The organism is Mycolicibacterium psychrotolerans (genome assembly GCF_010729305.1).
In the GTDB taxonomy this organism is placed as follows: Bacteria; Actinomycetota; Actinomycetes; order Mycobacteriales; family Mycobacteriaceae; genus Mycobacterium; species Mycobacterium psychrotolerans.
Genome location: NZ_AP022574.1, coordinates 1332302 through 1355980 on the forward strand (window position 1 = coordinate 1332302; position 23679 = coordinate 1355980).

The following is a 23679-nucleotide window of genomic DNA, read 5'->3' on the forward strand; positions in this document are numbered from 1 at the left end:
TCATCCTTTGCCGATCAGGATGATGGCGACGATGAGGCCGTAGATCGCAATTCCCTCGGCCAGCCCGACGATGACCATTGCGCGGCCGAACAACTCCGGCCGCTCACTCATCGCCGCCAGCGCCGCGGCACCGGTGTAGGCCACCGCGAATGCAGCCCCAAGGGAGGAGCCCGCCACGGCGATGGCCGCGCCGAGCAGCGCGGCCGACGACGAGGACCCGGACCCGCCGCCTTGCGCCACGGTCGTGGTCACGTCGGCCACTCCGGTGCCGGCGGTAGCGATAAGAGCGAGCGCCGCGAGCGCGACGACGAACACGCCGGCATTGAGGCCGACGAGGATTCGCACGGCACTCCGCCCGCGACGCCTCAGCAGCTGCCGGGTCGCGGCGAACGCGGCGATCAGCACGGGCAGTGCAAGAATCCAGATCATCATGGTTTTCTCCCGAGGTTGGCGCCGATTGGTGTCGAGCTGACGGTGGACTGGAGTTCACCGGTGCCGGTGCGCTCAGTGGGGACGTACCAGGGCCTAAACGGTCTGCCCTGTCCGGCGAAGATCCGGGAGAACAGCTCGTAGTACTCCAGGCGAAGTGCCTGCACCCCGGCAACGAGGGCCTCGAGGGCGAAGGCGAGTACGTTCCCGACGACGAAGACGATGACAGCGGCGGCCATCAGGATGCCACCCGAGCGCCACAGCTCGGTGGTTCCGTCCCACACGATCTTGCCGAGTGCGGCGTGGGTGAGGCCGAATGCGGCCAGGCGCGTGAAGGACACCAGGTTGGCGCCGACCCGTATCACGGCGTCGAAGACTTCGACGGAGGCTTGGGTGACACCGGCGGCGCCTCGGCCGGCGGCAGCCAGGAAACCGATGTACGCCAGGCCTACACCGCCCGCCATGACGAGGGCGCCGACCACAATGAGCCATCCAAGTCCGCCGTTCGCGCCCAGCACGATGAGGCCCAGTCCGGCGAGCAGGGCCCCGCCGGCGACGCCGGAGGGGGCACTCAGTGCCAGCGGCCACCCTCCCTCGCGCCAGCGGTTGACTGTGCCGACGATCTGGGCACCGGCGAGAAACACCGCGCCCACACCCAACGCGACGGCCATCAACGTGACTGGTTGGTCCAGTGGGGCCAGCCAAAGCACCGGAACGACTCCGGTGGGGCCGAAGAACTCTCCATAGAGCAGCCCGAACACGATCGCGGCCAGGCCGGACCCAGCGACAAACGGCCAGGCCTTGTGGAACCGGGCCAGCACACGTGGTCTGCCGGCTCGCATCAGGAATCCGAGAATGACGAGCAGGGCACCGTGGCCGGCATCCCCGAACATCATTCCGAACATCAGCACGTAGGCGATACCGGCCAGCGCGCTGGGGTCGACGTCGGCGTACGGCACGGTCCCGTACGTCTCGACCAGCGCCGTGAACGAGCGCCGCAAGTCCTTTCCACGGTGCAACAACGTCGGGGGGTCCACTCCGCGCGGTGCCGTGATCGGCACAACGCCGGCCCCGACATCGCTGAGGCGGCTGGTCAGTGCAGTTAACTCCGTCGTCGGAACCCAGCCGGCGAGAGCGGCGACCTCGTCACGGACGACGGCGCTGTCAGCGTACGACCTGAGTTCAACCTCGCCCGCGAGCAGATCACCTCGGCCGTCGCGCTCAAGGTCACCGAGGTCAGGTGCGGCTGCTCGCAAACATGAATCCGGTGACTCATCCGGGCTTGCGTCCGAGGTGGCGCGGTCGATCTCGACGACGCCGGCGTCCGCCACGTGCACGAGCATGTCGCGCAGCACCACCTTCGGGCAGACCACAGCCACTCGCTGCATCCGCACCGGCGCGGCGACCTCACGCCACCCCATCGAATGCCTCCAGCGTCGGTCCGGTGCCGCCACGCGCGGCTGTCTCCAGCGCGGCACGAACCCGCCAGGCGTCCACAGCCAACACGGCTAGCGCGCCGATCACCGGTCCCCGGTCGTAGGCAGAGCCGCGCAGCAACGCGAAACCGTCCCGCTCGACCCGATGCCACCACGCGGCTTCCCCGCGCCAGAGGTCCTCGATCTGATCGATGCCGTCGAGCACCCACCTGGCACCGGAGGGAAGATTGGCCCGCACTGCGGCCAGGTCAACCGGGCGCCCGGACAACGCACCGGCGAAGGTCGGTCCCAGCACGTAGGACGCGCGCAGCGCGAGCGGCCCGACAAGTGGTCGTCCCTCGAGGACCACCTCCTTGAGCACGAGCAGCGCCGCGCCGGCCCTGGCCCACCCCGCTGCTTCGGGCACTCCCGCCGCGACCACGGCATCGGCCCAGGCGAGCCGAAGTCCGAGATGGATCTCGCGCGGTGTCGTAAAGCCACGCAACCGCCATCGCGAGGTTTCGAGCACCTCCACGATCCCGGTTAGTGTGGTCGTCGACGACAGCCGCGACCATGAGGTGTCGAGCGTCCCGAGCGTGTACGGCGAAGCTGCGGGTTCGCCGGACGGTGTCGACGAGTGGTGCAGCGCCGCAAGGTGTTCGTCGATATTGGCCACCTCGAAACCCGCCGCGAAGAGGCGCACGACGTCCGCATGCCCGCGGGGCAGCCACCCTGCCAGCACCCTCATGTTCCACAGCAATGACGCGCCCACCGCGTGCTGAGCGGCACCCAAACTCTGACCGGGGCGCACATCGTGGCCGTAGGCCGACGATGCCAGCGCGGTCAGGGCCTGGGTGAGCCCAGGCGACGTCGCCACCGCACGCGCCCCGGCTGGGCCCAAACGTCGCCTGGCCAGTGCCTTGGCGCGGACCACGCCCGCAACCCAGGGTGAGCTCACGAAGCGTGCTCCTCTGCGGTGTCCAACGCGGCCCTTGTCGCCGACACCACGCGTTCGAGGTAGGACGGCATCATCTCGGTGGCACGGCGGCTCACCGCCGCGGCTTCGAGCTCGGCAGCCGCCAGAGTCGCCGCGGTCTCCTCCTCGGCATGCCGGGTGAGGCGAATGGCGGCGTCTGCGCGCTCCGCCGCCGCCTGCCGGTGGGCGGCAGCGACAAGAGCCGCCGCCTGCTCCGCCGCCGCCTGGCGCCGTCGCTCGGCTTCATGTCGCGCCTCGGTCCGGATCCGCGAGGCTTCTTCGCGCACCGCGACGAGCCGTGCGAGCACCGGCTCGAGCTCGGCCGCCAGTTCGGCCACCCGGTCGGCCGGGACACCGGTCGCCGTGGCCGCCCCGGGCGTACCGGCAGTCCGGAAGCGCTGAAGTATGTCTCGCGACCTCGGCACAGACCCTCCCCCCGGGGGCGCTCGCCCTGGGCCCATCCTAAACCGCCGGGTGCCAGAAGACCGGCGTGCACGGGACGATCAAGGAAGTCCGGGATCAGGCAATTCCGAGCACAGTTGATGGCTGTGTGCCTAACCATTCGGCCGGGTTCGGGGCCCGGCGACCTGATCGGCGTTGCTTGTTTGCTCGAGTGCTCGATTGTGGGGAAAAAGTTCATCGACAGCGGCACGGGCTGTGCGCCCGACCCCGATGAGGGTCGCCGAGCCCGGACCGGTCCAGTCGCCGTAGCCGAGCAGGTGCAGGGCTGGTTCCTTGACGGCTCGGGTGCCGTCGACGGCGATGGTGCCGTCGGGCTCGCGCAGGTGCATCGGGCGCAGGTGGGCCAGGGCCGGGCGGAAGCCGGTCGCCCACACGATGACGTCGGCGTGTTGTTCGCGGTCTGTCCAGTAGACGCCGTCGGTGGCCAATCCCTCGAACATCGCCAGGGCATGCAGCACGCCGCGTTCCTGGGCAGCCAGCACGGGGGGAACCATCACGATGTCGCCGAGGCTGGCGATGCCGCCGGTGTCGGGGCGCCCTGCGGCGAGGTCGGCGGCACGGCGGGTGGCGATATCGAAGAGCGCCCGGCCGTCGACATCGTCGGGCAGGAACCGCGGCGGGGTATGGGTGACCCAGGTGGTGGTGGTGGTTTCGGAGATCTCGGCGAGCAGTTGCGCTGCGGAGTTGCCGCCGCCGACCACCACGACGTGCTTGCCCGCGAAGGGGGCGGCGTCGCGGTAGTGCACGGTGTGTAATTGCTGTCCGCGGAAGGTGCGTGCGCCGGGGTAGATCGGCCAGAAGGGTTGATGCCAGGTGCCGGTCGCGCTGATCACGGCCCGTGCCCGCCACTGGCCGGCCGAGGTCGACACCTGGAGGTGGTCGCCGGCGCGGATGACCTCGCGGACATGGACGGGCCGGCGTACCGGGAGTTCATAGCGCTGCTCGTAGGCGCTCAGGTAATCGACTACGTGCCGGGCGGGGGGAAATCCGTTGGGCCAGTTGGGCATGGGCCATCCCGGCAGGGAGGAGTACTGCGCCGGGGAGAACAGGGTCAGCGATGCCCAGGTGTGCGGCCAGGCGCCTCCCGCCACGGGCTGGTCGTCGAGGATGACGAAGCGGTGCCCCGCCCGGCGCAGGTAGTAGCCCGCGGCAAGGCCTGCCTGGCCGCCGCCGATGACTACGACGTCGACGACGTCAATGTTCACCTATTGACGGCGGTGTCGCGGGCGTCGGCGAGTGCCTGGAGCGCGGGGATGCCGACGGGTTCGACAGCGAGTAGTGGGACGACTGCGATCCGGTCGGCGAAATCGTTGCGTACTGTGGCGATTTGGGCAATTTCAGCGGCTGCGCGGCGCCGCAGCAGCGGTGAGGTGGGCTCGGCGGCGGCCAGAGAGTTGTTGATCACCCAGGCCCAGGGGTGGATCTGTGCTCTTTCGAGCTCGCTGCTGAGGCCGGCGGCCTCTAGGACCGGCGTGGTTTCGGCGAGGGTGACGATGATGACCTTGGTGAGTTCGGGGTCCTGCAGCCGCATCAGCGGTGTGGTGAAGTGGCGGTCACCGAGTTGGCGGGCGACTTCACGGTGATACGAGCCGGTGGCGTCCAGCAGCAGCAAGGTGTGTCCGGTCGGTGCGGTGTCCACCACGACGAAATGGCGCCGCGACTCGGCGATGACCTTCGAGAAGGCTTGGAAGACAGCGACTTCCTCAGTGCACGGTGAGCGCAGATCCTCGGCCAGCAGCAGCCGGCCCTGCTCGTCAAGGTCCGCGCCTTTGGTGGCCAGCACATGCTCGCGGTAGACGCGGGTGGCCTCGACGGGGTCGATACTCGACACGGTCAGGTTGTCCAGGGTCCCGTGCAGCGTGTCGGTGAGATGTCCGGCCGGGTCGGTGGTCGTTAGGTGCACCGGGTGGCCGCGTTCGGCCAGCGCCACGGCGACAGCAGCGGCGATGGTGGTCTTGCCCACCCCACCCTTGCCCATGCACATGATCAATCCCTTGTCGCCGGCGGCGATCTGGTCGACCAGCGCGGCCAGCGGCGCGTCGGGCACCTCGACCGGGGGCTCCTCTGGCTGGCCGGTGGTGGGGTCGGGGGTGAACAGTGTTGCCAGGGCGTCGATGCCGACAATATTGGTGGCCTTGAGGTCCACCTGATCCAGCGGCAGTGCCCGTAATTCCTCGGGCAAGGCAGCGATCGCCTGCTGCTCACGCCGATAGATCGCCGAAGCGAGCGGATCGTCGGTGTCGGCGGGGGCGGACAGCACTCCGTTGATCACGACGTACTGGTGGTTGAGGCCGATCGCGGCGAGTTCGCGTTGGGTGCGGGTGATCTCGGCCAGCGTCGAGGTCTGGGCGCGGGCCACCAGGACCAGGCGGGTGCGCGCCGGGTCGCCCAGCGCCTCCACCGCGGCGGCGTAGACGGCGCGCTGCTTCTCGAGGCCCGCCAACGGCCCCAGACAGGAGGCGTCGCCCTTTCCGGCGTTGAGGAAGTCCGTCCATGAGCCGGGCAGTTGCAACAGCCGGATGGTGTGTCCGGTCGGGGCGGTGTCGAACAGGACGTGGTCGAACCGCCCGATCTGGCCCTCGGAGTCGGTGAGCAGTTCGGTGAACTCGTTGAACGAGGCGATCTCGGTGGTGCAGGACCCGGAGAGCTGCTCGGTGATCGAAGCCACCTCCGCCTTGGGCAGCAGCCCGCGCACGGGCCCGACGATGCGTTCCCGATAGGCCTCGGCGGCCTGGTCGGGGTCGATCTCCAACGCCGACAGCCCGGCCACCGCGGGGATCGCGGTGATGGCGTTACCGATCGTCAGCCCGAAAACCTGGCCGACGTTGGAGGCCGGGTCGGTGCTGACCAACAGCACCGACCTGCCCTGGCCCGCCAGCGTGATCGCGGTGGCACACGCGATGGAGGTCTTGCCCACCCCGCCCTTGCCGGTGAAGAACAGAAAGCGCGGCGGATGGTCAAGGAACTTCATCGGGGTGCGGGTCCTCTGGTTAGTGGTGGCAGCGCGGCAACGGCGCGCCGCGGTCTGCGGTGAAACGTCCTGTGTCTTAGATGACGTCGGCAATCTCGTTGAGCAGGGCGGCTTTGCCCTTGGCGCCGACGATCCGGGTGAGCGGCTTGCCGTCCTTGAACAGGATCAGCGTGGGGATGGAGACAACCTGGAAATCGCGGGCGGTCGACGAGTTGGCGTCGACTTCGATCTTGGCCACCGTCAGCACCCCGGCCTTCTCTGTGGCGATCTCCTCCAGCACCGGGGCCACCATCTTGCACGGACCGCACCAGGCGGCCCAGAAGTCCACCAGGACAGGTGTTTCGCTGGCCAGGACATCCGCGGCGAACGAATCGTCGGTGACCGCCAGCGGGGGGGGGGCTCATTTGTGTGCTCCGATCATCTCGGTCGTGGAGGTGTCGTAGGTATCGGCCAGCCACCGTTCGGCGTCGATGGCCGCCGCGCAGCCGCTGCCCGCGGCGGTGATGGCTTGGCGGTAGGAGTGGTCGACGAGGTCCCCGGCGGCGAAGACACCCTCGACTGAGGTGGCGGTGGTGCGGCCGCGGACCACTACGTAGCCCTCGGCGTCGAGGTCGACGGCCCCGCGGACCAACGCCGAGCGGGGGTCGTGGCCGACCGCGATGAACACCCCGGTGACCGCCAGGGTGGATTCCTCCGCGGTGAGGGCGTTGCGGACCCGCAGGCCGGTCACGGTGCTCTCGCCTTCCACCGCCACGACGGTGGTGTTGGTCAGGAAGCGGATCTTGTCGTTGGCGCGGGCCCGTTCCAGCATGATCTTGGAGGCCCGGAACTCCTCGCGCCGATGCACGATGGTGACGCTGCGGGCGAACTTGGTGAGGAAGGTGGCTTCCTCCATGGCCGAGTCCCCGCCGCCGATCACTGCGATGTCCTGTTCCTTGAAGAAGAACCCGTCGCAGGTCGCGCACGCGCTGACTCCACGCCCGAGCAATTCCTGCTCCCCGGGGACACCCAGGTAGCGGGCGGCAGCGCCCATGGCCAGGATCACCGCCCGGGCCCGATGTGTCTCGCCGCCGGCGGTGACCACTTCCTTGATCGGGCCGGCCAGCGACACCGACTCGACGTCCTCCATCTGCAGGTCGGCGCCGAAACGTAAAGCCTGCTCACGCATTTCCTCCATCAACTCCGGGCCCAGGATGCCGGAGCGGAAGCCGGGATAGTTCTCCACCTCGGTGGTCGTCATCAGCGCACCCCCGAACGAGGTGCCCTCGAAAATCAGCGGCCGCAGCTCGGCACGGGCGGTGTAGATCGCCGCGGTGTAGCCGGCCGGGCCGGATCCGATGACGATGACGTCGTGCACAGGTTGGGGGTCCATAACGGTCTTTCTGCGTGTGTGAACGGGTCGGGGTTAGCAGCAGCTTGAGGCCGCGCCACCGCAGCAGCCGCCCTCGGATGCCGTGGCGGCGGTGAGGCCCAACTCAATGTCGGTCGGGGCCTGCTGCAGTCCGGCCCAGGTGCTCAGTTGGGTGCGGTCGGGATAGCGGCCGGTCATCGCGGTGACCCCATCCACGAGGACCAGGGGCAGGCCGGCGGATCCGGACAGATGCAGGTAGGCCTTAGCGGCGTCGTTGTCGGCGAAAGCCTGCGGTTCGCTGGCAAGGTTGTAGCGGGTGATGTCACCGCCTTGGCTGCGGATGAAGTCCATGTCGGCGGAGAAGGTCACCAACTGCTGGTCGACGTCCTCCCCGCACACACCGGTGGCACAGCACAGGGCGGGCTCGAATACCTCGATCTTGTTCATCGGATCTCCTTATCAGGTTGGGGCACAGGTAGATTGAGTTGTTCAGCGAGATACTGGACGCGGGCGGCGATGTCGTCGCGGACCAGCCGCATTCGTTCGATTCCCTCGATCCCACGGTCGGAGGGCTCATCGGTGTCCCAGTTCTCAAAACGCGTCCCTGGGACGGGCTCGAGGTGAGCCTCCCTGCCTAAGGTCACGACGACGTCGACGTCACGCACGAGGTCCGGGTCGATCGGCTTTGGGTGCTCGGCGGTGATGTCGACACCGACTTCGAGCAGCGACTGCGCCGACAGCGCGTTGATTGCCGAACCAGGCGACGTGCCTGCCGAATACACGTCGATGCGGTCACCAGCCAGCTTGCGCATCAGTCCGGCGGCCATCTGGGACTTGCCGCCGTTCTTCACGCAGACGAAGAGCACCGAGGGTTTAGTCACGAGCTGGGTTGGGCGGGCAGGAGTTCGGCGACGAGGGATTGCACACGCGTCTTGATCTCGTCGCGAATCGGGCGCACAGCGTTGATGCCCTTGCCGGCGGGGTCCTCCAGTGCCCAGTCGCGGTAGCTGATGCCGGGGAATACCGGGCAGGCGTCCCCGCAGCCCATCGTGATGACCACATCGGAAGACTCGACCGCTTCGTGCGTCAGCAGTTTCGGTGACTGGTCGGAGATGTCAATGCCGACCTCGGCCATCGCCTCGACGGCAGCCGGATTGATGTGGGTGGCCGGATCGCTGCCCGCCGAGCGGACCTCGACGGTACTACCGGCCAGGTCGCGCAGGAAGCCGGCCGCCATCTGGGAACGGCCGGCATTGTGGATACAGACGAACAACACGCTGGGGCGAGAAGCCATGAGCTGTAGAGCCTTTCGATCGTTACGTTTAGCCAGCGTGGTGGACGCAGATGAGAAGAATCTCTGAGACGGTCCTTTGGGGCCGCATCAGGACTCCTTGGTCGAGGGTGCAGATGAAGCGGGAGCAGCAGCTGTCGGTGGCGTGAAGCGCCTGCGCAGAGCCAACGACACATACACCAGAGCGACGAGGACGGGCACCTCGATGAGCGGGCCGACCACCCCGGCGAGTGCCTGCCCGGACGCGGCGCCGTAGGTGGCGATGGCCACGGCGATGGCGAGTTCGAAGTTGTTGCCGGCAGCGGTGAACGCCAGCGTGGTGGTCCGGGCGTAGCCGAGCCCGAGCACGGCGCCCAGGATGTAGCCGCCGCTCCACATGAGCGCGAAATACGCCAGCAGCGGGAGAGCGATCCGCACGACGTCCAGTGGACGGGAAGTGACCTGGTGGCCCTGCAGCGCGAACAAGATGACGATGGTGAACAACAACCCGTACAACGCCCACGGACCGATCTTCGGCAGGAAGGTCGACTCGTACCAGGTTCGCCCCTTTGCTTTTTCGCCGTAGCGCCGCGTCAGGAAACCAGCCAGCAGCGGAATACCCAGGAAGATCAGTACCGACTTCGCGATCTGCCACGGCGAAGTGTCAATCGTGGTCTGCGCCAGGCCGAGCCAGCCCGGCAGCACCGACAGGTAAAACCAGCCCAGCACCGCGAACATGACAACCTGGAACACGGAGTTGAGCGCGACCAGCACGGCGGCGGCCTCCCGGTCACCGCAGGCCAGGTCGTTCCAGATGATGACCATGGCGATGCAGCGCGCTAGCCCAACGATGATCAGCCCGGTGCGGTACTCGGGCAGATCCGGGAGCAGTAGCCAGGCGAGGGTGAACATCAGGGCGGGCCCGATGAGCCAGTTCAGCACGAGAGAACTCACCAGCATCTTGCGGTCGCCCGACACCGAGTCCAGGCGGTCGTAGCGGACCTTGGCCAGTACCGGGTACATCATGATCAACAGGCCCAGTGCGATAGGCAAAGAAATGCCGTCGACCTCAACGGCCGAAAGCGCACTCCCCAGGCCAGGGATTAGGCGACCCAAGAGCAGCCCGGCCGCCATGGCGATGCCGATCCAAACCGGTAGAAACCGGTCGAGCGTGGACAGCTTTCCGACTACCGCCGGCATATCATTGTGCGCCACCGTGTCGGTCATGCCGGCGCCCCCGCCGGTGCTGCGGTTTCAGCACCCGTATGCAACAGCGACGACAACGTCGTGAGCACTTGCGGTACCACCGCGTAGTACACCCACGACGCCCGCCGCTCCGATGTCAACAATCCCGCGTCGCGCAGCACTCTCAGGTGATGGGAAACCGTCGGTTGCGACACACCCACGCCAGCCGAGATGTCGCACACGCACGCCTCACCACCGGCGTGGCTGGCCACCGAACTCAGCAGGCGCAACCGAACCGGATCCGACAAGGCCTTGAACTTCGCCGCCATCTCCACGGCCGCCTGCATGCTCAACGGTTCGCTCACCAACGGTTCCACCTGACAACGGGCAGCCTCGCTACCGAAGCCTTGATTCGACATAAATCGATATTGGCATGGATCGAATCTGGACGCAACAATCACTGGGCGAACACCTCAGACTGCCGGCCGCCGAAGACCTGGACATAGAGACCGGCGGACCACCCGCGACGGGCGGCCCGCCGATCTCATCAGTGAGCCTTCAGCAGCAGGATGTGGCCGCCGTGGCCTTGTCCTGTCGGTCTTCACTGCCTGCTCCTGCAGCGTCGGGTCCGCAGCAGGTCCCGCCTGTGGACTCAATGTCGAGATGTTGAGGGCTGGAGCCGAAACTCTCGGAGTCGGCCAACACGGTGTAGACCTCCCACTTCTCGCCGGCCGGTCCGGTCACCCACACCTTGTCTTGTGTCGCGAAGCAACACGTCGTGCCGATTTCCTCCTCAGTGAACAAGCCCTCGCCGGCGAGGCGGGCGATCTCGGCGTGCACTTTTTCGCTCGATTCCACCTCGACGCCGAGGTGGTTGATGGTGCCGCCATTGCCCGGGTTTTCCAGCAGCACGAGCTTCAGCGGAGGCTCGGCGATCGCAAAGTTGGCGTAGCCCGGTTTCACTTTGGCCGGCTCGGTGTTGAACAGCTTGGAGTAGAACGTGACCGCCCCGTCGAGGTTGTCGACGTTGAGGGCGAGTTGAGCTCGAGACATGGTGTGATCCTCTCTTTGTGTGAGACATATATCGAATTGGCGCGCTGTGCCCAGCATGCCGACCTCTTTGATATATGTCAATATTACTGGCATCCTGTATGCATGCCGAAGGCGCTGCCCGTGATCGACATGTCCGCGCCGGTGTGCTGCGCTCCGGTCGCGGCAGGTCCGATGAGTGATGACGACGCTTTGCAGGTCGCGCTGCGCCTGAAGGCGCTGGCCGATCCTGCCCGGGTGAAGATCATGTCGTTTCTCTTCAGCTCTCCGGTGGGCGAGGAGAACAGTGGGGAACTGGCAGCCACGCTCGGACTAACCGAGTCGACGGTTAGCCACCATCTGAGTCAATTGCGCAAAGCCGGCCTAGTCGAATCCGACCGGCGCGGCATGAACGTCTACCACCGACCCCACCGCGATGCGGTAGCTGCTCTCTGCGCCGTCCTGGACCCAAACTGCTGCAGCTCGTCTCGCGGCCCATCGCGTCGGCGTGGCGCTCGTAGCCCGCGGCAGGCCCGCTGAGACGGCAGGCGTTTTCAGAACGGTGTGCGGCTGCTCAGGGTTGTCCCGGCCTTCAAAGCCGAGGGCGAGGAGACTTCACGAAAAGTGTGCGGAGCCGTGTTCCAGGCGCCGGGCGCTGCAGCCTGTACATAGCCAGTGCGAACTCGGTGCGGGGATGCAGGATAACCGTGGGTTGGGTAACGCTGTACGGCCTTCTATCGGTTCGACATGCGTTGCAGCCCAATGGTTCTGGCGACTGCAAGGGCCGGCAAGGCAGGTGTACTTCTCGCGGATCGACGCGGCACCCGATTAGACGGTCGCGTCCCGTCAGTCTGCTCCCGTCGACCAAGTCGCCCGCTGACCGCTATCGCGGGCAACCGGGTTGTCCGACCTGACCGTGAGCTCGAGATCGACGTGGTTGACCGAAGCTACCTGTGGTTGAACTAGCGCAACCGCCTCGCTGACCACTAGATCGGTCACCGCCATCTCGCCTTCCGGCATCGCTTCGGCAATGAGCCTCACGGTGAGGCTATGACCGTCCGGCCCATATTTGACATACCCAGTGCGCCATCTGCCACCGATATGCTCGATATGACCCAGTCGGCCCTGTTCTAACAAGTCGTCGTGGTCTCCTAACTCGTCTGCCTCGTACTGCGGCACTTCATCTGTCATGTATTCGGGCGTGTCATCCGTCATGCGGCGCACCGTACCAGCGGTGGAGGCGTGCGGGCGTAGGCCTCAAGACGCGGGTTGCCTACTCGCTCGATATCAGGTTGCCTGGTGTCTGATAGGCCGGTCACCGTTATGTCGGTGGGTATGGCTCTTCACCTGGCATCGCGCGTGGCAACGGCTGCTGGCAGTACGCCGACTAATTGCCAGGCAGGTTCGCCACCGTCGAACGCAACTTTGGTGGTGAGTTCTACACACCCTGTCCAAATGTTGCCGCCTCTGGGTACGCGGTGCCTCCATATCTCACCGCCGACGGTGGGTTGGGCTGACTGGCTCGCGAGCGCATTATCGTCCTTCCTCGGGCGGTCCTTTCGGGCGTGTGTGTGTATCAGCCGTATTCGGCGGCACGCATGTTCTTGCCGACTTAGTGTCTCCCTATGACCCACTACGACCTCGTCATTCTCGGGGCGGGCCCCGGTGGATACGTCGCCGCAGTGCGCGCCGCTCAGCTCGGCCTAACGACTGCGATAGTAGAGCGCAAGTACTGGGGCGGGGTATGCCTCAATGTCGGGTGCATCCCTTCGAAAGCGTTGCTGCGCAACGCTGAACTGGCTCACATCGTCACACGGCAACCCGACAAGTTCGGCATCCGCGGCGAGCCGACTATGGATTACGGAGTGGCGTTCGACCGCAGCCGTGAGGTCACCGACGGTCGGGTTGCCGGCGTGCACTACCTAATGAAGAAGAACAACGTCTCCGAGATCCACGGCAGTGGCACCTTCACCGACCCGCATACCCTTTCGGTTGCACTCAACGACGGTGGCACCGACACTCTGACCTTCGACAACGCAATCATCGCCACCGGCGCCAACACCCAATTGGTACCCGGCACATCGTTGTCCGACAACATGGTGACCTACGAGGCGCTCATCCTGTCGCGGGATCTGCCGAGCTCGATCGTCATCGCAGGTGCCGGTGCAATCGGCATGGAGTTCGGCTATGTGCTGGCCAATTACGGCGTAGATGTGACGATCGTGGAGTTCCTGCCGCGGGCCCTTCCGAACGAGGACGCTGAGGTCTCCAAGGAGATTGAAAGGCAGTTCAGAAAGCTCGGCGTCACGGTCCTTACCGGTACCAAAGTGGAAGCGATCAGTGACTCGGGCGCGCAAGTGGTCGTCACGGTAACCAATGACCACGAGACCAGAGAGTTGATGGCCGACAAGGTATTGCAGGCCATCGGGTTTCAGCCAGCCGTCGCCGGCTACGGGCTCGAAACGACGGGCGTAACGCTGACCGACCGCAAGGCCATCGGCATCGACGCCCGCATGCGGACCAACGTGGAGCACATCTATGCGATCGGCGACGTGACCGGCAAAGCGATGCTGGCCCACGTCGCGATGGCGATGGGCGTAGCGGCCGCCGAAGCGATCGTTGGCGTTGAGGCGCTGGACTTCGGTGACTACCGGATGATGCCGCGCGCGACCTTCTGCCAGCCGCAAGTAGCCAGCTTCGGTCTTACCGAACAGCAAGCCCGCGACGAGGGCCACGACATCACGGTGGCCAAGTTCCCCTTCATCGCCAACGGTAAGGCTCATGGGCTGGGCGATGCATCCGGCTTCATCAAGCTAATCGCTGACGCCAAGTACGGTGAGCTCCTCGGTGGCCATCTAATCGGACCCGACGTCGCCGAACTCCTGCCCGAATTGACCCTGGCGCAGAAATGGGACCTCACCGTCAACGAGCTGGTCCAAAACGTGCACACCCACCCGACGTTGTCGGAGGCCCTGCAGGAATGTTTCCACGGGCTGGCCGGTCACATGATCCACTTGTAGGTAGGTGAGACGCCACTTGTGGCCCAATTGAAGTTTTCTTATCGGGGGTTGCGCTGACGGTTCTTCAATCCCGCCAGGCGCCGGATGCTGTCAATATGGGCTGGCGTCGGCAGACGCCTGGTTGCGTTCACGATAGCCACCTGGATGTCGAGGGCATCCTAGTCGTCGTTTAGGTGCCTCAGAACGTCGCGCTGAAGATCGGGGGGGATACAGGGCCGTTGTGGCGGCTGGTGCAAAGCCGCGGGCGTGGCGACCTGGCACCGCAAACCCGCATCGGCTGCCGGGGTGAGCCCGGGCGGGGAACACCCGAGCAGGAGCTTGCGCGGCGGCGGGCCGAGATCAAGGGACTACGTGCCGATCAGACCAAGTCGGCCACCGAGCGCTACATCCTGACTGGCTGGGCACATTTTGGGCACACTTGGGCACAAACGAGGGCAATTCCAGCGAACCACACGCAACGTCAATCAGCAGGTCAGAGCCGTTTTCGGCCCTCTGGCCAGCACCCCGTCCGAGGGTTCAAATCCCTCCGCCACCGCCAAGACCGCCCTCCTGTCACAGCAGGTAAGGGCGGTTTGTCATCAGGCCCGCTCGGGACCGCCCAGCGCGGCCTCGCGGTCCTCGGACGAGAACGCCGCGTCCTCGCCGCCGCGCGTCCGTCGCACCATCTCCCTGGCCGAGGCCATCACGGCGACGGTGGACTCGTAGTGGGAGTCGTCGTAGGTGATCGAGTTGTCCGCGCTGAACCCCATCCGGGCGCCCACCTCGACCGCGTCGATGTTGGCGCCGATGAAGAGGAACTTCCACTGCCATTGGTCCCGTTGCGCAGTGATCAGCTCCTTCACCGCCTGCCAGCTCCACTCGTGGCTGGCGTTCTCCATGCCGTCGGTCATGATCACGCAGATGACGTGGCCTGGCCGCTGAACCTCGGGGAGTGCGGCGAGGCGACGGCCGACCTCGGTGACGAATCTGCCCACGGCGTCGAGCAGGGCCGTCATGCCGCGCGGTTCCACCACCAGATCGGGAACGTCGGCGATCGGGGTCGGGGGATAGAGCACCTCGTACTCGGTGTCGAACTGCGCGAGCGTCATCTGACACTGTCCGGGCAGCAGACGTTGTTCGTTGATCAGTTCCCGCCAACCGTCCTCGGTGGCCTTCTTGGAGGTCTCCATGGAGCCGGAGCGGTCGAGCAGTGCAGCGATCAGGGTCTTGTCGGGGTCGGTCATCGAACGCCTCTCATGCAACAGTGATGAATGTCCGGCGTTCGTGTGCGTACCGACCGCGCGCGGGCCGTGTATCGCCACCGGCAACGAGGGCACAGTGCCGTCTCGATGTGGAGTGGCCGGGCAGTTCTCCGTGAGCCCGAACCACCCGCCATTATAGCCCGTGATCAGCGGTTATGCATGCAGAACAGCCCGTCACCCCACCGGGGTGACGGGCTGACTGCGGGGGTCTTTACTTCTTGAAGGCGTCCTTCACCTTCTCGCCTGCGTCCTTGAGGCTGGACTTGGCCTGATCCGTCTTGCCTTCGTTCTCGGTGCTCTTGTCACCGGTCACCTTGCCGAGACCCTCTTTGGCCTTGCCGCCGAGATCCTCGATCTTGTTGCTGGCCTTGTCGTCGGCGCCCATGCTGTGGTCCCTTCACTTCTCGAAACCGGCCCGGGTAGTCGAACCGTCGATGAGTGAGTACCTGAACGTTCGGGATCTGAAACACGGCGTCAGTTCCTCGGTCGAATGCAGTACCGCAGTACTGCAGTCAGTGACGCACACCACCGCCAGAGTGATGATCACTTGTTGCGCAGCCGCTGAGGGGACGGCTGCGCAACAGGTTCATCGGGACTTCCGGGCGGCGTCGCGGGTCGCCCGGTCGGGCAGGAGCGCCCCGGCCTGCTCCACCGTCAGCGCCGAGTTCAGCACCGCAGCGTCCAGCACGGCCCGGAGTTGATCGGCCGTGATCCCGCGAAGGTCTTCGCGACGCCGCGCACCGAGAAGGTCCAGCGACCACAACTCATCGAGCATCCCGGCCATGAACGAGTCACCCGCGCCCACGGTGTCGGCCACCCGGACCGGCCGGGCGGGAACCCGAACCGAGCCTGCCGCGGACACGGCGAAGGCCCCTTCTCCGCCCGTCGTGACCGCCACGACCGCCGGACCGCGCTGCACCCACCGTTGCGCGACCTCCTCGGGCGTGCTGTCCGGAGCCAGCCATCGAAGGTCCTCGTCGCTGGCCTTGACGACGTCGCTGAGTGACACCAGGCGCTCGATCCGTTCCGTCGTCACCGCAACGTCGGTCACCAGCGACGCACGCACGTTGGGATCGAACGCGATCGTGGCCGACTCACGAAGGGATTCGACGAGAGCGGCGACGGCGAGGCACCCCGGCTCGAGGACCGTCGCTATCGACCCGGTGTGCACCACTGTGGGTGGAGCGACGTCGACCACGCCATCGAGCCGCCAGTCGAGGTCGAACGTGTAGGTCGCCGCGCCGTGAGCGTCGAGCAGCGCGCGCGCCACCGGTGTACGGCGCGCGGCGACGCTGCCTTCGAGCAGGTGTACTCCGGCAGCGGCCACATAGTCGCCGATCCGGCGGCCGCGAGGGTCGTCGCCGATGGAGGTCAGGAAATCGACGCCTCGCCCCAGCCGGGATAATCCCACCGCGACGTTCAACGGGCTTCCGCCCACGTGCTCGGACGCCGGCTTTCCCGCGCGCTCGACGACATCGATCAGCGCCTCACCGATGACGAGCGCGCGGCTCATCAGCGGTCTTCCCTGAGCCTCGCGAGAGTCGCTCGCGCACCGTCGGCGTGCAGCGAGTCCAAGGCCCACCGATAGGCCTCGACGAATCGGGGTTGCTGTGCGAGATCGCCGAACACCGCCGCATTCTCGATGAATGCCAGTGGGTTCTCCCGCTGCGACCGGGCGATCGGGATCAGGGAGTCCGCGAGTTGGTCGACGACCTCGATCGCTTCGCCCTGCTCGTCAACCGCCTCGGCATAGCGCGCCCAGCTCGCCACGATGGCCGCCGAGAGGCGCACCGGCCGATTGCTCTCGAGGTTGGCGCGGATCACCGGCAGCAGCCACTTCGGGATGCGGTCGGAGGAGTCGGCGCACAGCCGCGCGATGGTGTCCCGCACCCCCGGATTGGCGAAGCGTTCGATCAGCGTGCGCTTGTAGTCGGCGAGATCGATGCCAGGCACGGGTTTGAGGGTTGGGGTCGCCTCCGAATCCATGTAAGCGACAAGAAAATCAGCGAAGAGTGGATCGCCTGCGGCGTCGTGGACGAGCCGATAGCCGGCAAGGTAGGCGAAGTAGCACAGGCCCTGGTGGCTGGCGTTGAGCAGACGCAACTTCATCAACTCGTAGGGCGTGACATCGTCGACCATCAGGACGCCGACGTCCTCGAGCGGCGGCCGGCCATCGGCGAAGTCGTCTTCGAGCACCCACGCGGTGAACGGTTCGGCGACCACCGGCCATTGGTCTTCCAGGTCGTAATCCTGCGCCAGTGCGGAGACGACCTCAGGCGTCGTGACGGGCGTGATGCGATCCACCATCGAGTTCGGGAACTTCGTGTGCTCTGCCATCCACTCCGACAGACCCGGATGAACCTTGTCGGCGTAGCCGGTGAACGCCCGGCGGGCGATGTCACCGTTGCCCTCGATGTTGTCGCACGACACGATCGTCGGCGACGCGATACCGCGGGCCCGGCGCCGCTCCAGCGATTCGGTGACGAGGGCGAAAACCGAGAGCTCACCGGCATTCTCGATCTGGTAGCCGCCCTCGGTGATCGTCATCGACACCATTCGGGTGGTGGGAGCGGCCAGTAGTTCGATCACTGCCTCGGGGTCATCGGGGGCATAGCGGAAGTCGACGATGGAGCCGATGACCCGCACGTCCCGGGAACCATCGGGATTCTTCAGGATCAGCGTGTAGAGGCCGTCCTGTGCTTCCAGCGCCTCCTTCATCCGCTGGTCGGCGGGCATCACCCCGACGCCGCAGATCCCCCACTCGCGGGCCAGGCCGCGTTCCAGTAGCTGGTCGACATACATCGCCTGGTGCGCGCGATGGAATCCGCCGACTCCGAAATGCACTATGCCGACGCTGATCTCATGGCGGTCATATGTCGGGCCTGCGACGGGAAGGTGGACTAGTGCCGAGCGGTTGAGCTTCATCAGATCGCCACCACGGCCTTGACGCTACCGGGGATACGGTCGGAGTCGAGCGCATCGGCGGTCTTCTCGAGCGGGAACCTGCCGGTGACCATCGCGTCGAGATCCACGAGTCCACGCTCGACGAGCGCGATCGCCGAAGGCCATGTGTTGGCATAGCGGAACACTCCGGTCACCACGAGCTCGCGGTTCTGAATCAGCTGGGTGGGGAGTGTCATCGTCTCCGCACCCGAGCCGACCAGGACGACGGATCCGGCCGGACGCACCGTAGACATCCCTCCCATGACCGCTGCCGGAGCCCCCGACGCGTCGATGAAGGCGTCCACTCGCAGACCGGCGAGATCATCGGTTGCGGGATCGACGACCGCTGTCGCCCCGAAGTCGCGAGCACGCTTGCGGCGTGACACGTCCAGATCTGTCACGACGATGTCGGTCGCGCCGTACGCGCGGGCGACCTGCGCCACGACGATGCCGATCGGTCCCGCGCCCGCGATCAGGACGCGCGAACCACCGGTCACCCCGGCCTTGCGCACAGCGGCGATCCCCACCGACAGCGGCTCGCACAGTGCGGCGGCTTCGTCGGTGATCGTGTCCGGCACAGGGTGGGCGAAGGCGGCTCCGATCGTCACGTAGTCGCAGAGCGCTCCGTCGACCGGAGGTGTCGCGTAGAACCGCATATGCGGGCAGAGGTTGTATCGGCCGCTGCGGGTCTCGGCGCTGTCCGGGTCGGGCTTCTGCGGCTCGACGGACACTCGTTGACCGAGTCGCGAGAAGGGAACGCCGTCGCCGACGGCAACGATGGTGCCTGCGGCTTCGTGGCCGAGAACGAGGGGTCCGTCGACGACGAAACTGCCCACCCTGCCGTGCCGGTAATAGTGTGCATCGGACCCACACACCCCCACCGCTGAGACCTGGACCAGCACTTCTCCGCCCGCCGGTGCCGGGATCGGTCGATCTTGAATTTCGATCACTCCGGGTTCGACGAGTACCGCGGCTCGCATCTGCCCATCCGGAGCGAGTGTTGTGTGCGTCACATTCACCATGCTAACGTGATGAGCAGAATAACGCACCCCTGAGCATTTGCTCAGGGGTGATGCCTCCCGAAAGCGACTCCATGGCCCGAGCGATGACCGACGGCAGCGGTACCGGCCCGCGCCTGCAGCCGGGTCGGTCGCGGGAGCGCTCGCCCGACGAAGTGCGGTTGGCCCTGCGGGCGGCAACGCTCTATTACCTGGACGGACTGACGCAGGCCGAGATCGCCGCCCGTCTGGGCGTCTCACGACCGACCACGGGTCGGCTCATCGCCAGGGCGAAGGCAGACGGATTGGTGCGTATCGAGGTCGTCGTGCCACCGGACGTCGGCGACGACCTCCACGCCGCAGAAGAGCGCGATCTGGAACGCAAGTTCGGCCTGACCGAGGCCGTCATCGCCGGCCGCGGCGTCGATGTCGGAGCGTTGTCGGACGCGGTGGGTTTCGCCAGCGTCGGCCGGGCCGCCGCCGCGCTGCTGACGAGGCGGTTGTCGCCCACGGACACCATGGGATTCACCTGGGGGCCCGAACAGGTGGCGGTCGCCACGGCCTTGACGCCCGGCTTGGCAACCTGCCGCGCGGTGGTTCAGCTCGACGGCGCCATATCGACGATCACCTGTCAGACGGGTGCTGACTACATTCTGAGTCACTGCGCTGACGCATTGCGCGCAGAAGCAATTCGCCTGCCTGCGCCGCTGTACGCCGATCCGTCGACGGTGGCTTCCCTGCATCAGGATTCGGTGATCTCTCGCACTCTGATCACCGGTCGTCGAGCTGAGTTGATGCTGTTCGGCGTCGGCGCCGTCTCGACATCGACCACATTGTTTCAGGGCAGTTTCCTGGACACCGGAATGCTGGACGAGTTGGTGGCTCTGGGTGCGGTGGGAGAGATCGGCGGACGATTCTTCGACTTCGAGGGTGTGCCGGTGGAGACCGAACTGCTGCAGAGGGTGATCTCAGTGCCCTTGGAAGACATTCGCAACTGCCCCAAGACGATTCTGATCGCCAGCGGCGCCACCAAGCACGCCGCAGCCCTGGGGGCCCTGCGGGGCGGGCTGGCCCATTTTTTGGTGTGTGATATCGACTGTGCCCGTTGGCTACTCAGCCATGACAAGTGAGGTGAAGGTGAAGAAGCTACGAAGAGCTGTACGCCGACTGGCCGCCTGTGTGGCGGTGTCCGGCCTGGCGTTGACCGCGGGATGTGCGGGCGCAGGAAGTCTCGGCGCGTCGGACAACGAGGTCACGATCGCGCTGGTGTCGAATTCGCAGATGACCGACGCCCAGAAGTTGTCGTCGGAGTTCGAGAAGGAGAACCCCGGCACGACGCTGAAGTTCATCTCATTGTCGGAGAACCAGGCGCGCGCCAAGATCACGATGTCGACCGCCATGGGCGGCAGCGAGTTCGACGTGGTGATGATCAGCAACTTCGAGACCCCGCAGTGGGCCAAAGACGGCTGGCTGGTCAACCTCTCGGATTTCGCCAAAAAGACGCCGGGGTACGACGAAAACGACTTCATCCCGTCCCTGCGGGAGTCGCTGTCCTACGAGGGCAACATGTACTCGGTGCCCTTCTACGGCGAATCCTCGTTCCTGATGTACCGCAAGGACCTCTTCGAGCAGGCGGGGATCCAGATCGATCAGAGCCCGGGCTACCAACCGACGTGGCAGGAGGTCGCGGGGTGGGCCGACCAGCTCAAGACCGACGATCGAGCGGGCATCTGCCTGCGCGGCAAACCGGGCTGGGGTGAGGTACTGGCTCCCCTCGACACGGTGATCAACACCTTCGGCGGGCGCTGGTTCGACGAGAACTGGAACGCACAACTCAACAGCCCCGAGGTGAAGAAGGCGGTCAACTTCTATGTCGACACCATCAAGCAGTCCGGTGAGTTAGGCGCCGCGTCAACCGGTTTCCAGGAGTGCGCCAATCTGTTCGGCCAGGGACAGACGGCGATGTGGTACGACGCCACATCGGCGGTCTCGGTACTGGAGGATCCGCAGACCTACCCCGACCTGGTCGGCAAGATCGGCTATTTGCCGGCCCCCATCGTCGAGAAGCCGAACTCCGGCTGGCTCTACACGTGGGCGCTGGGCATTCCGAAGGCCGCCAAGAATCCCGAGGGTGCCTGGAAGTTCATATCGTGGATGACCAGCAAGGACTACATCAAGCTGGTCGGCGAGAAACTCGGCTGGGCGCGCGTCCCGCCGGGCAGTCGGATCTCGACCTACAAGGACCTCCCCGAGTACGAGGCGATCTCCAAGTCCTACGGTCCGTTGACCCTGGAGTCGATCCAGAACGCGACGCCGAACAAGCCGACGGTGCAACCGGTTCCGTACACAGGTATCCAGTTCGTCGGGATCCCGGAGTTCCAGGACCTGGGCACGCGGGTCAGTCAGCAGATCAGTGCGGCGATCGCCGGTCAGAAGTCGGTCGATGACGCGTTGGACCAAGCTCAGGAATACGCCGAAGTCGTCGGCAAGACCTACCAGGAGAAGTGATGACCGTTACTGCCGATACCGAACGCGAGGCCGGTCAAGAGGCGGCCGCCGAGCGGGTCCGCAAGATCCGCGCAGCGCAGAACACCGGGGTGAGCCGCGCGGAAGGCTGGCGCCGGCGCGGACCCCTGCTACCCGCCCTGATCTTCATGATCGTGGTCACGCAGGTCCCGTTCCTGGTCACGCTGTACTACTCCACCCTGTCCTGGAACCTGGTCCGGCCGGGTTCCCGGCAGTTCGTCGGGTTCAACAACTACGTCGCGGTGGTCAAGGACAGTCAGTTCTGGTCGGTGGCGATCAACACCGTCGTGCTGATCGTCGTGGTCGTCCTCGTCTCGGCACTCTTCGGGTTGCTGATCGCGCTCCTGCTGGATCGGGCGTTCCTCGGCCGCGGCGTGGTGCGAACGCTGTTGATCACGCCGTTCCTGATCACACCCGTTGCGGGGGCGCTGATCTGGAAGACCACGATCCTCGATCCGAACAACGGAATCCTGAACTGGCTGCTGTCTCTGGTGGGCATCGGGCCGGTCGACTGGATCGGCCAGTTCCCGCTGACGATGGTCATGGTGGAACTGATCTGGCAGTGGACGCCGTTCATGATGCTGCTGATCCTCGCCGGCCTCACGTCGATGCCCCGTGACCAACTCGAGGCCGGGCGGGTCGACGGGGCGGGCGCCTTCCAGTTGTTCCGCGAGTTGACCCTGCCCCACCTTCGGCGATTCATCGAATTGGGTGTCGTGCTCGGTGCGATCTACCTCGTGAACACCTTCGACGCCATCTACATGATGACCCAGGGCGGTCCGGGTATCGCCAGCGCAAATCTGCCCTTCTACATCTTCCAGCGCGCGTTCCTCGGCTTCGACATGGGCCAGGCTGCGGCGATGGGCGTGGTGGTGGTGATCTTCACGATCATCATCGCGAACTTCGCACTTCGATTGATCTTCAAATCGTTCTCCGGAAAGGAAGAGGCGGCCTGATGACCACTCCGCGAGTAGTCGATACCACTGACCAGCCCACTACCACCTCGGACCGGGCCGCACGCCCGAAGAAGAAGAGCCGCAAGTTCAGTCCCTGGGGGGTGGTGGCGTGGCTCGTCGGCCTCGGCTTCTTCTTCCCGGTGTTCTGGATGGTCCTGACGGCGTTCAAGCAGGAAAGCGATGCGGCGACCAATCCGCCCAAGCTGTTCTTCGCCCCGACGCTCGATCAGTTCCAAGCGGTCTTCGATCAAGCCATCGGTCCCGCGATGCTGAACTCCATTTTTGCGACCGGGCTTTCGACGCTGTTCGTGCTACTGCTGGGCACCCCGGCGGCATTCGCCCTGTCCCTGCGGCCGGTGCGCAAGACGCAGGACGCGTTGTTCTTCTTCATGAGCACCAAGATGCTGCCGGTGGTGGCCGTGATCCTGCCGCTGTACGTCATCGTGTCGAATATCGGTCTGCTGGACAACATCTGGGCCCTGGTGATCCTGTACACGGCGATGAACCTGCCCATTGCGGTGTGGATGATGCGCTCGTTCTTCCTCGAGGTGCCCGGGGAGCTCCTGGAGGCGGCCAGCCTGGACGGTGCCAGTCTGTGGCGTTCGGTGCGTGAGGTGATCCTCCCGCTGGTGTCGCCGGGAATCGCGGCAACGGCGCTGATCTGCGTGATCTTTGCCTGGAACGAGTTCTTCTTCGCGGTCAACCTCACCGCGGTGAACGCCCAGACCATGCCCGTGTATCTCGTCGGTTTCATCGCCGGTGAGGGCCAGTACTGGGCCGTGTTGTCGGCAGCCGCGACGATGGCCGCCCTTCCCGTGATCCTGTGCGGATGGTTCGCACAGAACAAGCTGGTGCGCGGACTCTCGTTCGGCGCGATCAAGTAGACCACCATCCCAGACCCCTGAAA

General features: G+C 65.7%; 26 protein-coding genes. 6 read left to right on the forward strand and 20 right to left on the reverse strand.

Going from position 1 to position 23679, the window contains the following annotated elements:
* The 14 genes from G6N45_RS06580 to G6N45_RS06645 all read right to left on the reverse strand — a co-directional run bounded on the left by G6N45_RS06580 (nucleotide 1) and on the right by G6N45_RS06645 (nucleotide 11112).
* Nucleotides 1-432, reverse strand: a complete 432-nt coding sequence (locus G6N45_RS06580; protein ID WP_163720988.1) for an ATP synthase subunit C — start codon at nucleotides 430-432, stop codon at nucleotides 1-3.
* Nucleotides 429-1850, reverse strand: a complete 1422-nt coding sequence (locus G6N45_RS06585) for a V-type ATPase 116kDa subunit family protein (RefSeq protein ID WP_246228908.1) — start codon at nucleotides 1848-1850, stop codon at nucleotides 429-431. Before G6N45_RS06585 ends, G6N45_RS06580 begins: the two co-directional genes overlap by 4 nt.
* Nucleotides 1837-2802, reverse strand: coding sequence for a hypothetical protein (locus tag G6N45_RS06590; RefSeq protein WP_163720990.1), 966 nt, complete (start codon nucleotides 2800-2802; stop codon nucleotides 1837-1839). Before G6N45_RS06590 ends, G6N45_RS06585 begins: the two co-directional genes overlap by 14 nt.
* Nucleotides 2799-3245 (reverse strand): hypothetical protein, encoded by a 447-nt coding sequence (locus G6N45_RS06595; protein ID WP_163720992.1) that lies wholly within the window; start codon nucleotides 3243-3245, stop codon nucleotides 2799-2801. The genes G6N45_RS06590 and G6N45_RS06595 overlap by 4 nt, the downstream gene beginning before the upstream one ends.
* A 129-nt stretch (nucleotides 3246-3374) precedes the next feature.
* The gene (locus G6N45_RS06600; RefSeq protein WP_163720994.1) at nucleotides 3375-4487 is read right to left on the reverse strand and encodes an ArsO family NAD(P)H-dependent flavin-containing monooxygenase; all 1113 of its coding nucleotides are present in this window, start codon (nucleotides 4485-4487) and stop codon (nucleotides 3375-3377) included.
* Entirely contained in the window at nucleotides 4484-6253 is a 1770-nt protein-coding gene (gene arsA, locus G6N45_RS06605; protein WP_163720996.1) for an arsenical pump-driving ATPase, read from the reverse strand. Before arsA ends, G6N45_RS06600 begins: the two co-directional genes overlap by 4 nt.
* Before the next feature lie 76 nt (nucleotides 6254-6329).
* On the reverse strand, nucleotides 6330-6641 hold the full coding sequence (gene trxA, locus G6N45_RS06610; protein WP_163727929.1) for a thioredoxin: 312 nt from the start codon (nucleotides 6639-6641) through the stop codon (nucleotides 6330-6332).
* Nucleotides 6642-6653: 12 nt separating this feature from the next.
* Nucleotides 6654-7625, reverse strand: coding sequence for a thioredoxin-disulfide reductase (gene trxB, locus G6N45_RS06615; RefSeq protein ID WP_163720997.1), 972 nt, complete (start codon nucleotides 7623-7625; stop codon nucleotides 6654-6656).
* Between the two features lie 33 nt (nucleotides 7626-7658).
* A complete protein-coding gene (gene arsD, locus G6N45_RS06620) occupies nucleotides 7659-8051 on the reverse strand; it encodes an arsenite efflux transporter metallochaperone ArsD (protein WP_163721000.1) in 393 nt (130 codons plus the stop codon).
* Nucleotides 8048-8485: an arsenate-mycothiol transferase ArsC gene (locus G6N45_RS06625; RefSeq protein ID WP_179965281.1), complete on the reverse strand. Its 438-nt coding sequence runs from the start codon at nucleotides 8483-8485 to the stop codon at nucleotides 8048-8050. The genes arsD and G6N45_RS06625 overlap by 4 nt, the downstream gene beginning before the upstream one ends.
* Nucleotides 8482-8898, reverse strand: coding sequence for an arsenate reductase ArsC (locus G6N45_RS06630; protein ID WP_163721002.1), 417 nt, complete (start codon nucleotides 8896-8898; stop codon nucleotides 8482-8484). Before G6N45_RS06630 ends, G6N45_RS06625 begins: the two co-directional genes overlap by 4 nt.
* An 87-nt stretch (nucleotides 8899-8985) precedes the next feature.
* On the reverse strand, nucleotides 8986-10101 hold the full coding sequence (gene arsB, locus G6N45_RS06635) for an ACR3 family arsenite efflux transporter (protein ID WP_163721003.1): 1116 nt from the start codon (nucleotides 10099-10101) through the stop codon (nucleotides 8986-8988).
* Nucleotides 10098-10478, reverse strand: coding sequence for an ArsR/SmtB family transcription factor (locus tag G6N45_RS06640; RefSeq protein ID WP_163727935.1), 381 nt, complete (start codon nucleotides 10476-10478; stop codon nucleotides 10098-10100). Before G6N45_RS06640 ends, arsB begins: the two co-directional genes overlap by 4 nt.
* Before the next feature lie 139 nt (nucleotides 10479-10617).
* Entirely contained in the window at nucleotides 10618-11112 is a 495-nt protein-coding gene (locus tag G6N45_RS06645; RefSeq protein ID WP_163727939.1) for an ArsI/CadI family heavy metal resistance metalloenzyme, read from the reverse strand.
* Nucleotides 11113-11214: 102 nt separating this feature from the next.
* Between G6N45_RS06645 and G6N45_RS06650 the strand changes: the two genes are divergently transcribed.
* Nucleotides 11215-11628 (forward strand): Rv2640c family ArsR-like transcriptional regulator, encoded by a 414-nt coding sequence (locus G6N45_RS06650; protein WP_163721005.1) that lies wholly within the window; start codon nucleotides 11215-11217, stop codon nucleotides 11626-11628.
* Nucleotides 11629-11934: 306 nt separating this feature from the next.
* Here the strand turns inward: G6N45_RS06650 and G6N45_RS06655 are convergent, their stop codons facing one another.
* Nucleotides 11935-12303, reverse strand: a complete 369-nt coding sequence (locus G6N45_RS06655) for a hypothetical protein (protein WP_163721007.1) — start codon at nucleotides 12301-12303, stop codon at nucleotides 11935-11937.
* 410 nt (nucleotides 12304-12713) lie between these two features.
* On the opposite strand from G6N45_RS06655, the gene lpdA reads away from it, so the two are divergent.
* Nucleotides 12714-14108 (forward strand): dihydrolipoyl dehydrogenase, encoded by a 1395-nt coding sequence (gene lpdA / locus G6N45_RS06660; protein ID WP_163721009.1) that lies wholly within the window; start codon nucleotides 12714-12716, stop codon nucleotides 14106-14108.
* A gap of 578 nt (nucleotides 14109-14686) precedes the next feature.
* Here the strand turns inward: lpdA and G6N45_RS06665 are convergent.
* From G6N45_RS06665 to G6N45_RS06685, 5 genes are all read right to left on the reverse strand, one after another.
* Nucleotides 14687-15331: a vWA domain-containing protein gene (locus G6N45_RS06665; RefSeq protein ID WP_163721012.1), complete on the reverse strand. Its 645-nt coding sequence runs from the start codon at nucleotides 15329-15331 to the stop codon at nucleotides 14687-14689.
* 229 nt (nucleotides 15332-15560) lie between these two features.
* Nucleotides 15561-15734, reverse strand: coding sequence for a CsbD family protein (locus G6N45_RS06670; RefSeq protein WP_057149533.1), 174 nt, complete (start codon nucleotides 15732-15734; stop codon nucleotides 15561-15563).
* A 201-nt stretch (nucleotides 15735-15935) separates the two neighbouring features.
* Nucleotides 15936-16862, reverse strand: coding sequence for a carbohydrate kinase family protein (locus G6N45_RS06675; protein WP_163721014.1), 927 nt, complete (start codon nucleotides 16860-16862; stop codon nucleotides 15936-15938).
* A complete protein-coding gene (locus G6N45_RS06680; protein WP_163721016.1) occupies nucleotides 16862-18274 on the reverse strand; it encodes a mannitol dehydrogenase family protein in 1413 nt (470 codons plus the stop codon). Before G6N45_RS06680 ends, G6N45_RS06675 begins: the two co-directional genes overlap by 1 nt.
* A complete protein-coding gene (locus tag G6N45_RS06685; protein WP_163727943.1) occupies nucleotides 18274-19272 on the reverse strand; it encodes an NAD(P)-dependent alcohol dehydrogenase in 999 nt (332 codons plus the stop codon). Before G6N45_RS06685 ends, G6N45_RS06680 begins: the two co-directional genes overlap by 1 nt.
* 125 nt (nucleotides 19273-19397) lie before the next feature.
* Between G6N45_RS06685 and G6N45_RS06690 the strand changes: the two genes are divergently transcribed.
* From G6N45_RS06690 to G6N45_RS06705, 4 genes are read left to right on the forward strand one after another with little or no spacing between them, the layout of a single operon-like run.
* Nucleotides 19398-20420, forward strand: coding sequence for a sugar-binding transcriptional regulator (locus tag G6N45_RS06690; protein ID WP_163721019.1), 1023 nt, complete (start codon nucleotides 19398-19400; stop codon nucleotides 20418-20420).
* Nucleotides 20410-21798, forward strand: a complete 1389-nt coding sequence (locus tag G6N45_RS06695) for an ABC transporter substrate-binding protein (RefSeq protein ID WP_163721021.1) — start codon at nucleotides 20410-20412, stop codon at nucleotides 21796-21798. Before G6N45_RS06690 ends, G6N45_RS06695 begins: the two co-directional genes overlap by 11 nt.
* Nucleotides 21798-22772: a carbohydrate ABC transporter permease gene (locus G6N45_RS06700; RefSeq protein WP_163721023.1), complete on the forward strand. Its 975-nt coding sequence runs from the start codon at nucleotides 21798-21800 to the stop codon at nucleotides 22770-22772. The genes G6N45_RS06695 and G6N45_RS06700 overlap by 1 nt, the downstream gene beginning before the upstream one ends.
* Nucleotides 22772-23656, forward strand: coding sequence for a carbohydrate ABC transporter permease (locus tag G6N45_RS06705; protein ID WP_163721025.1), 885 nt, complete (start codon nucleotides 22772-22774; stop codon nucleotides 23654-23656). Before G6N45_RS06700 ends, G6N45_RS06705 begins: the two co-directional genes overlap by 1 nt.
* Nucleotides 23657-23679: the final 23 nt, after the last annotated feature.

Excerpts from the sequence above, each read along its gene's own strand:
- G6N45_RS06580 (WP_163720988.1), bottom strand. The coding sequence starts at position 432 with ATGATGATCTGGATTCTTGCACTGCCCGTGCTGATCGCCGCGTTCGCC.
- G6N45_RS06585 (WP_246228908.1), bottom strand. The coding sequence starts at position 1,850 with ATGGGGTGGCGTGAGGTCGCCGCGCCGGTGCGGATGCAGCGAGTGGCT.
- arsA (WP_163720996.1), bottom strand. The coding sequence starts at position 6,253 with ATGAAGTTCCTTGACCATCCGCCGCGCTTTCTGTTCTTCACCGGCAAG.
- trxB (WP_163720997.1), bottom strand. The coding sequence starts at position 7,625 with ATGGACCCCCAACCTGTGCACGACGTCATCGTCATCGGATCCGGCCCG.
- arsD (WP_163721000.1), bottom strand. The coding sequence starts at position 8,051 with ATGAACAAGATCGAGGTATTCGAGCCCGCCCTGTGCTGTGCCACCGGT.
- G6N45_RS06630 (WP_163721002.1), bottom strand. The coding sequence starts at position 8,898 with ATGGCTTCTCGCCCCAGCGTGTTGTTCGTCTGTATCCACAATGCCGGC.
- arsB (WP_163721003.1), bottom strand. The coding sequence starts at position 10,101 with ATGACCGACACGGTGGCGCACAATGATATGCCGGCGGTAGTCGGAAAG.
- G6N45_RS06640 (WP_163727935.1), bottom strand. The coding sequence starts at position 10,478 with ATGTCGAATCAAGGCTTCGGTAGCGAGGCTGCCCGTTGTCAGGTGGAA.
- G6N45_RS06645 (WP_163727939.1), bottom strand. The coding sequence starts at position 11,112 with ATGTCTCGAGCTCAACTCGCCCTCAACGTCGACAACCTCGACGGGGCG.
- G6N45_RS06650 (WP_163721005.1), top strand. The coding sequence starts at position 11,215 with ATGCCGAAGGCGCTGCCCGTGATCGACATGTCCGCGCCGGTGTGCTGC.
- G6N45_RS06655 (WP_163721007.1), bottom strand. The coding sequence starts at position 12,303 with ATGACGGATGACACGCCCGAATACATGACAGATGAAGTGCCGCAGTAC.
- lpdA (WP_163721009.1), top strand. The coding sequence starts at position 12,714 with ATGACCCACTACGACCTCGTCATTCTCGGGGCGGGCCCCGGTGGATAC.
- G6N45_RS06665 (WP_163721012.1), bottom strand. The coding sequence starts at position 15,331 with ATGACCGACCCCGACAAGACCCTGATCGCTGCACTGCTCGACCGCTCC.
- G6N45_RS06670 (WP_057149533.1), bottom strand. The coding sequence starts at position 15,734 with ATGGGCGCCGACGACAAGGCCAGCAACAAGATCGAGGATCTCGGCGGC.
- G6N45_RS06675 (WP_163721014.1), bottom strand. The coding sequence starts at position 16,862 with ATGAGCCGCGCGCTCGTCATCGGTGAGGCGCTGATCGATGTCGTCGAG.
- G6N45_RS06680 (WP_163721016.1), bottom strand. The coding sequence starts at position 18,274 with ATGAAGCTCAACCGCTCGGCACTAGTCCACCTTCCCGTCGCAGGCCCG.
- G6N45_RS06685 (WP_163727943.1), bottom strand. The coding sequence starts at position 19,272 with ATGCGAGCCGCGGTACTCGTCGAACCCGGAGTGATCGAAATTCAAGAT.
- G6N45_RS06690 (WP_163721019.1), top strand. The coding sequence starts at position 19,398 with ATGACCGACGGCAGCGGTACCGGCCCGCGCCTGCAGCCGGGTCGGTCG.
- G6N45_RS06695 (WP_163721021.1), top strand. The coding sequence starts at position 20,410 with ATGACAAGTGAGGTGAAGGTGAAGAAGCTACGAAGAGCTGTACGCCGA.
- G6N45_RS06700 (WP_163721023.1), top strand. The coding sequence starts at position 21,798 with ATGACCGTTACTGCCGATACCGAACGCGAGGCCGGTCAAGAGGCGGCC.
- G6N45_RS06705 (WP_163721025.1), top strand. The coding sequence starts at position 22,772 with ATGACCACTCCGCGAGTAGTCGATACCACTGACCAGCCCACTACCACC.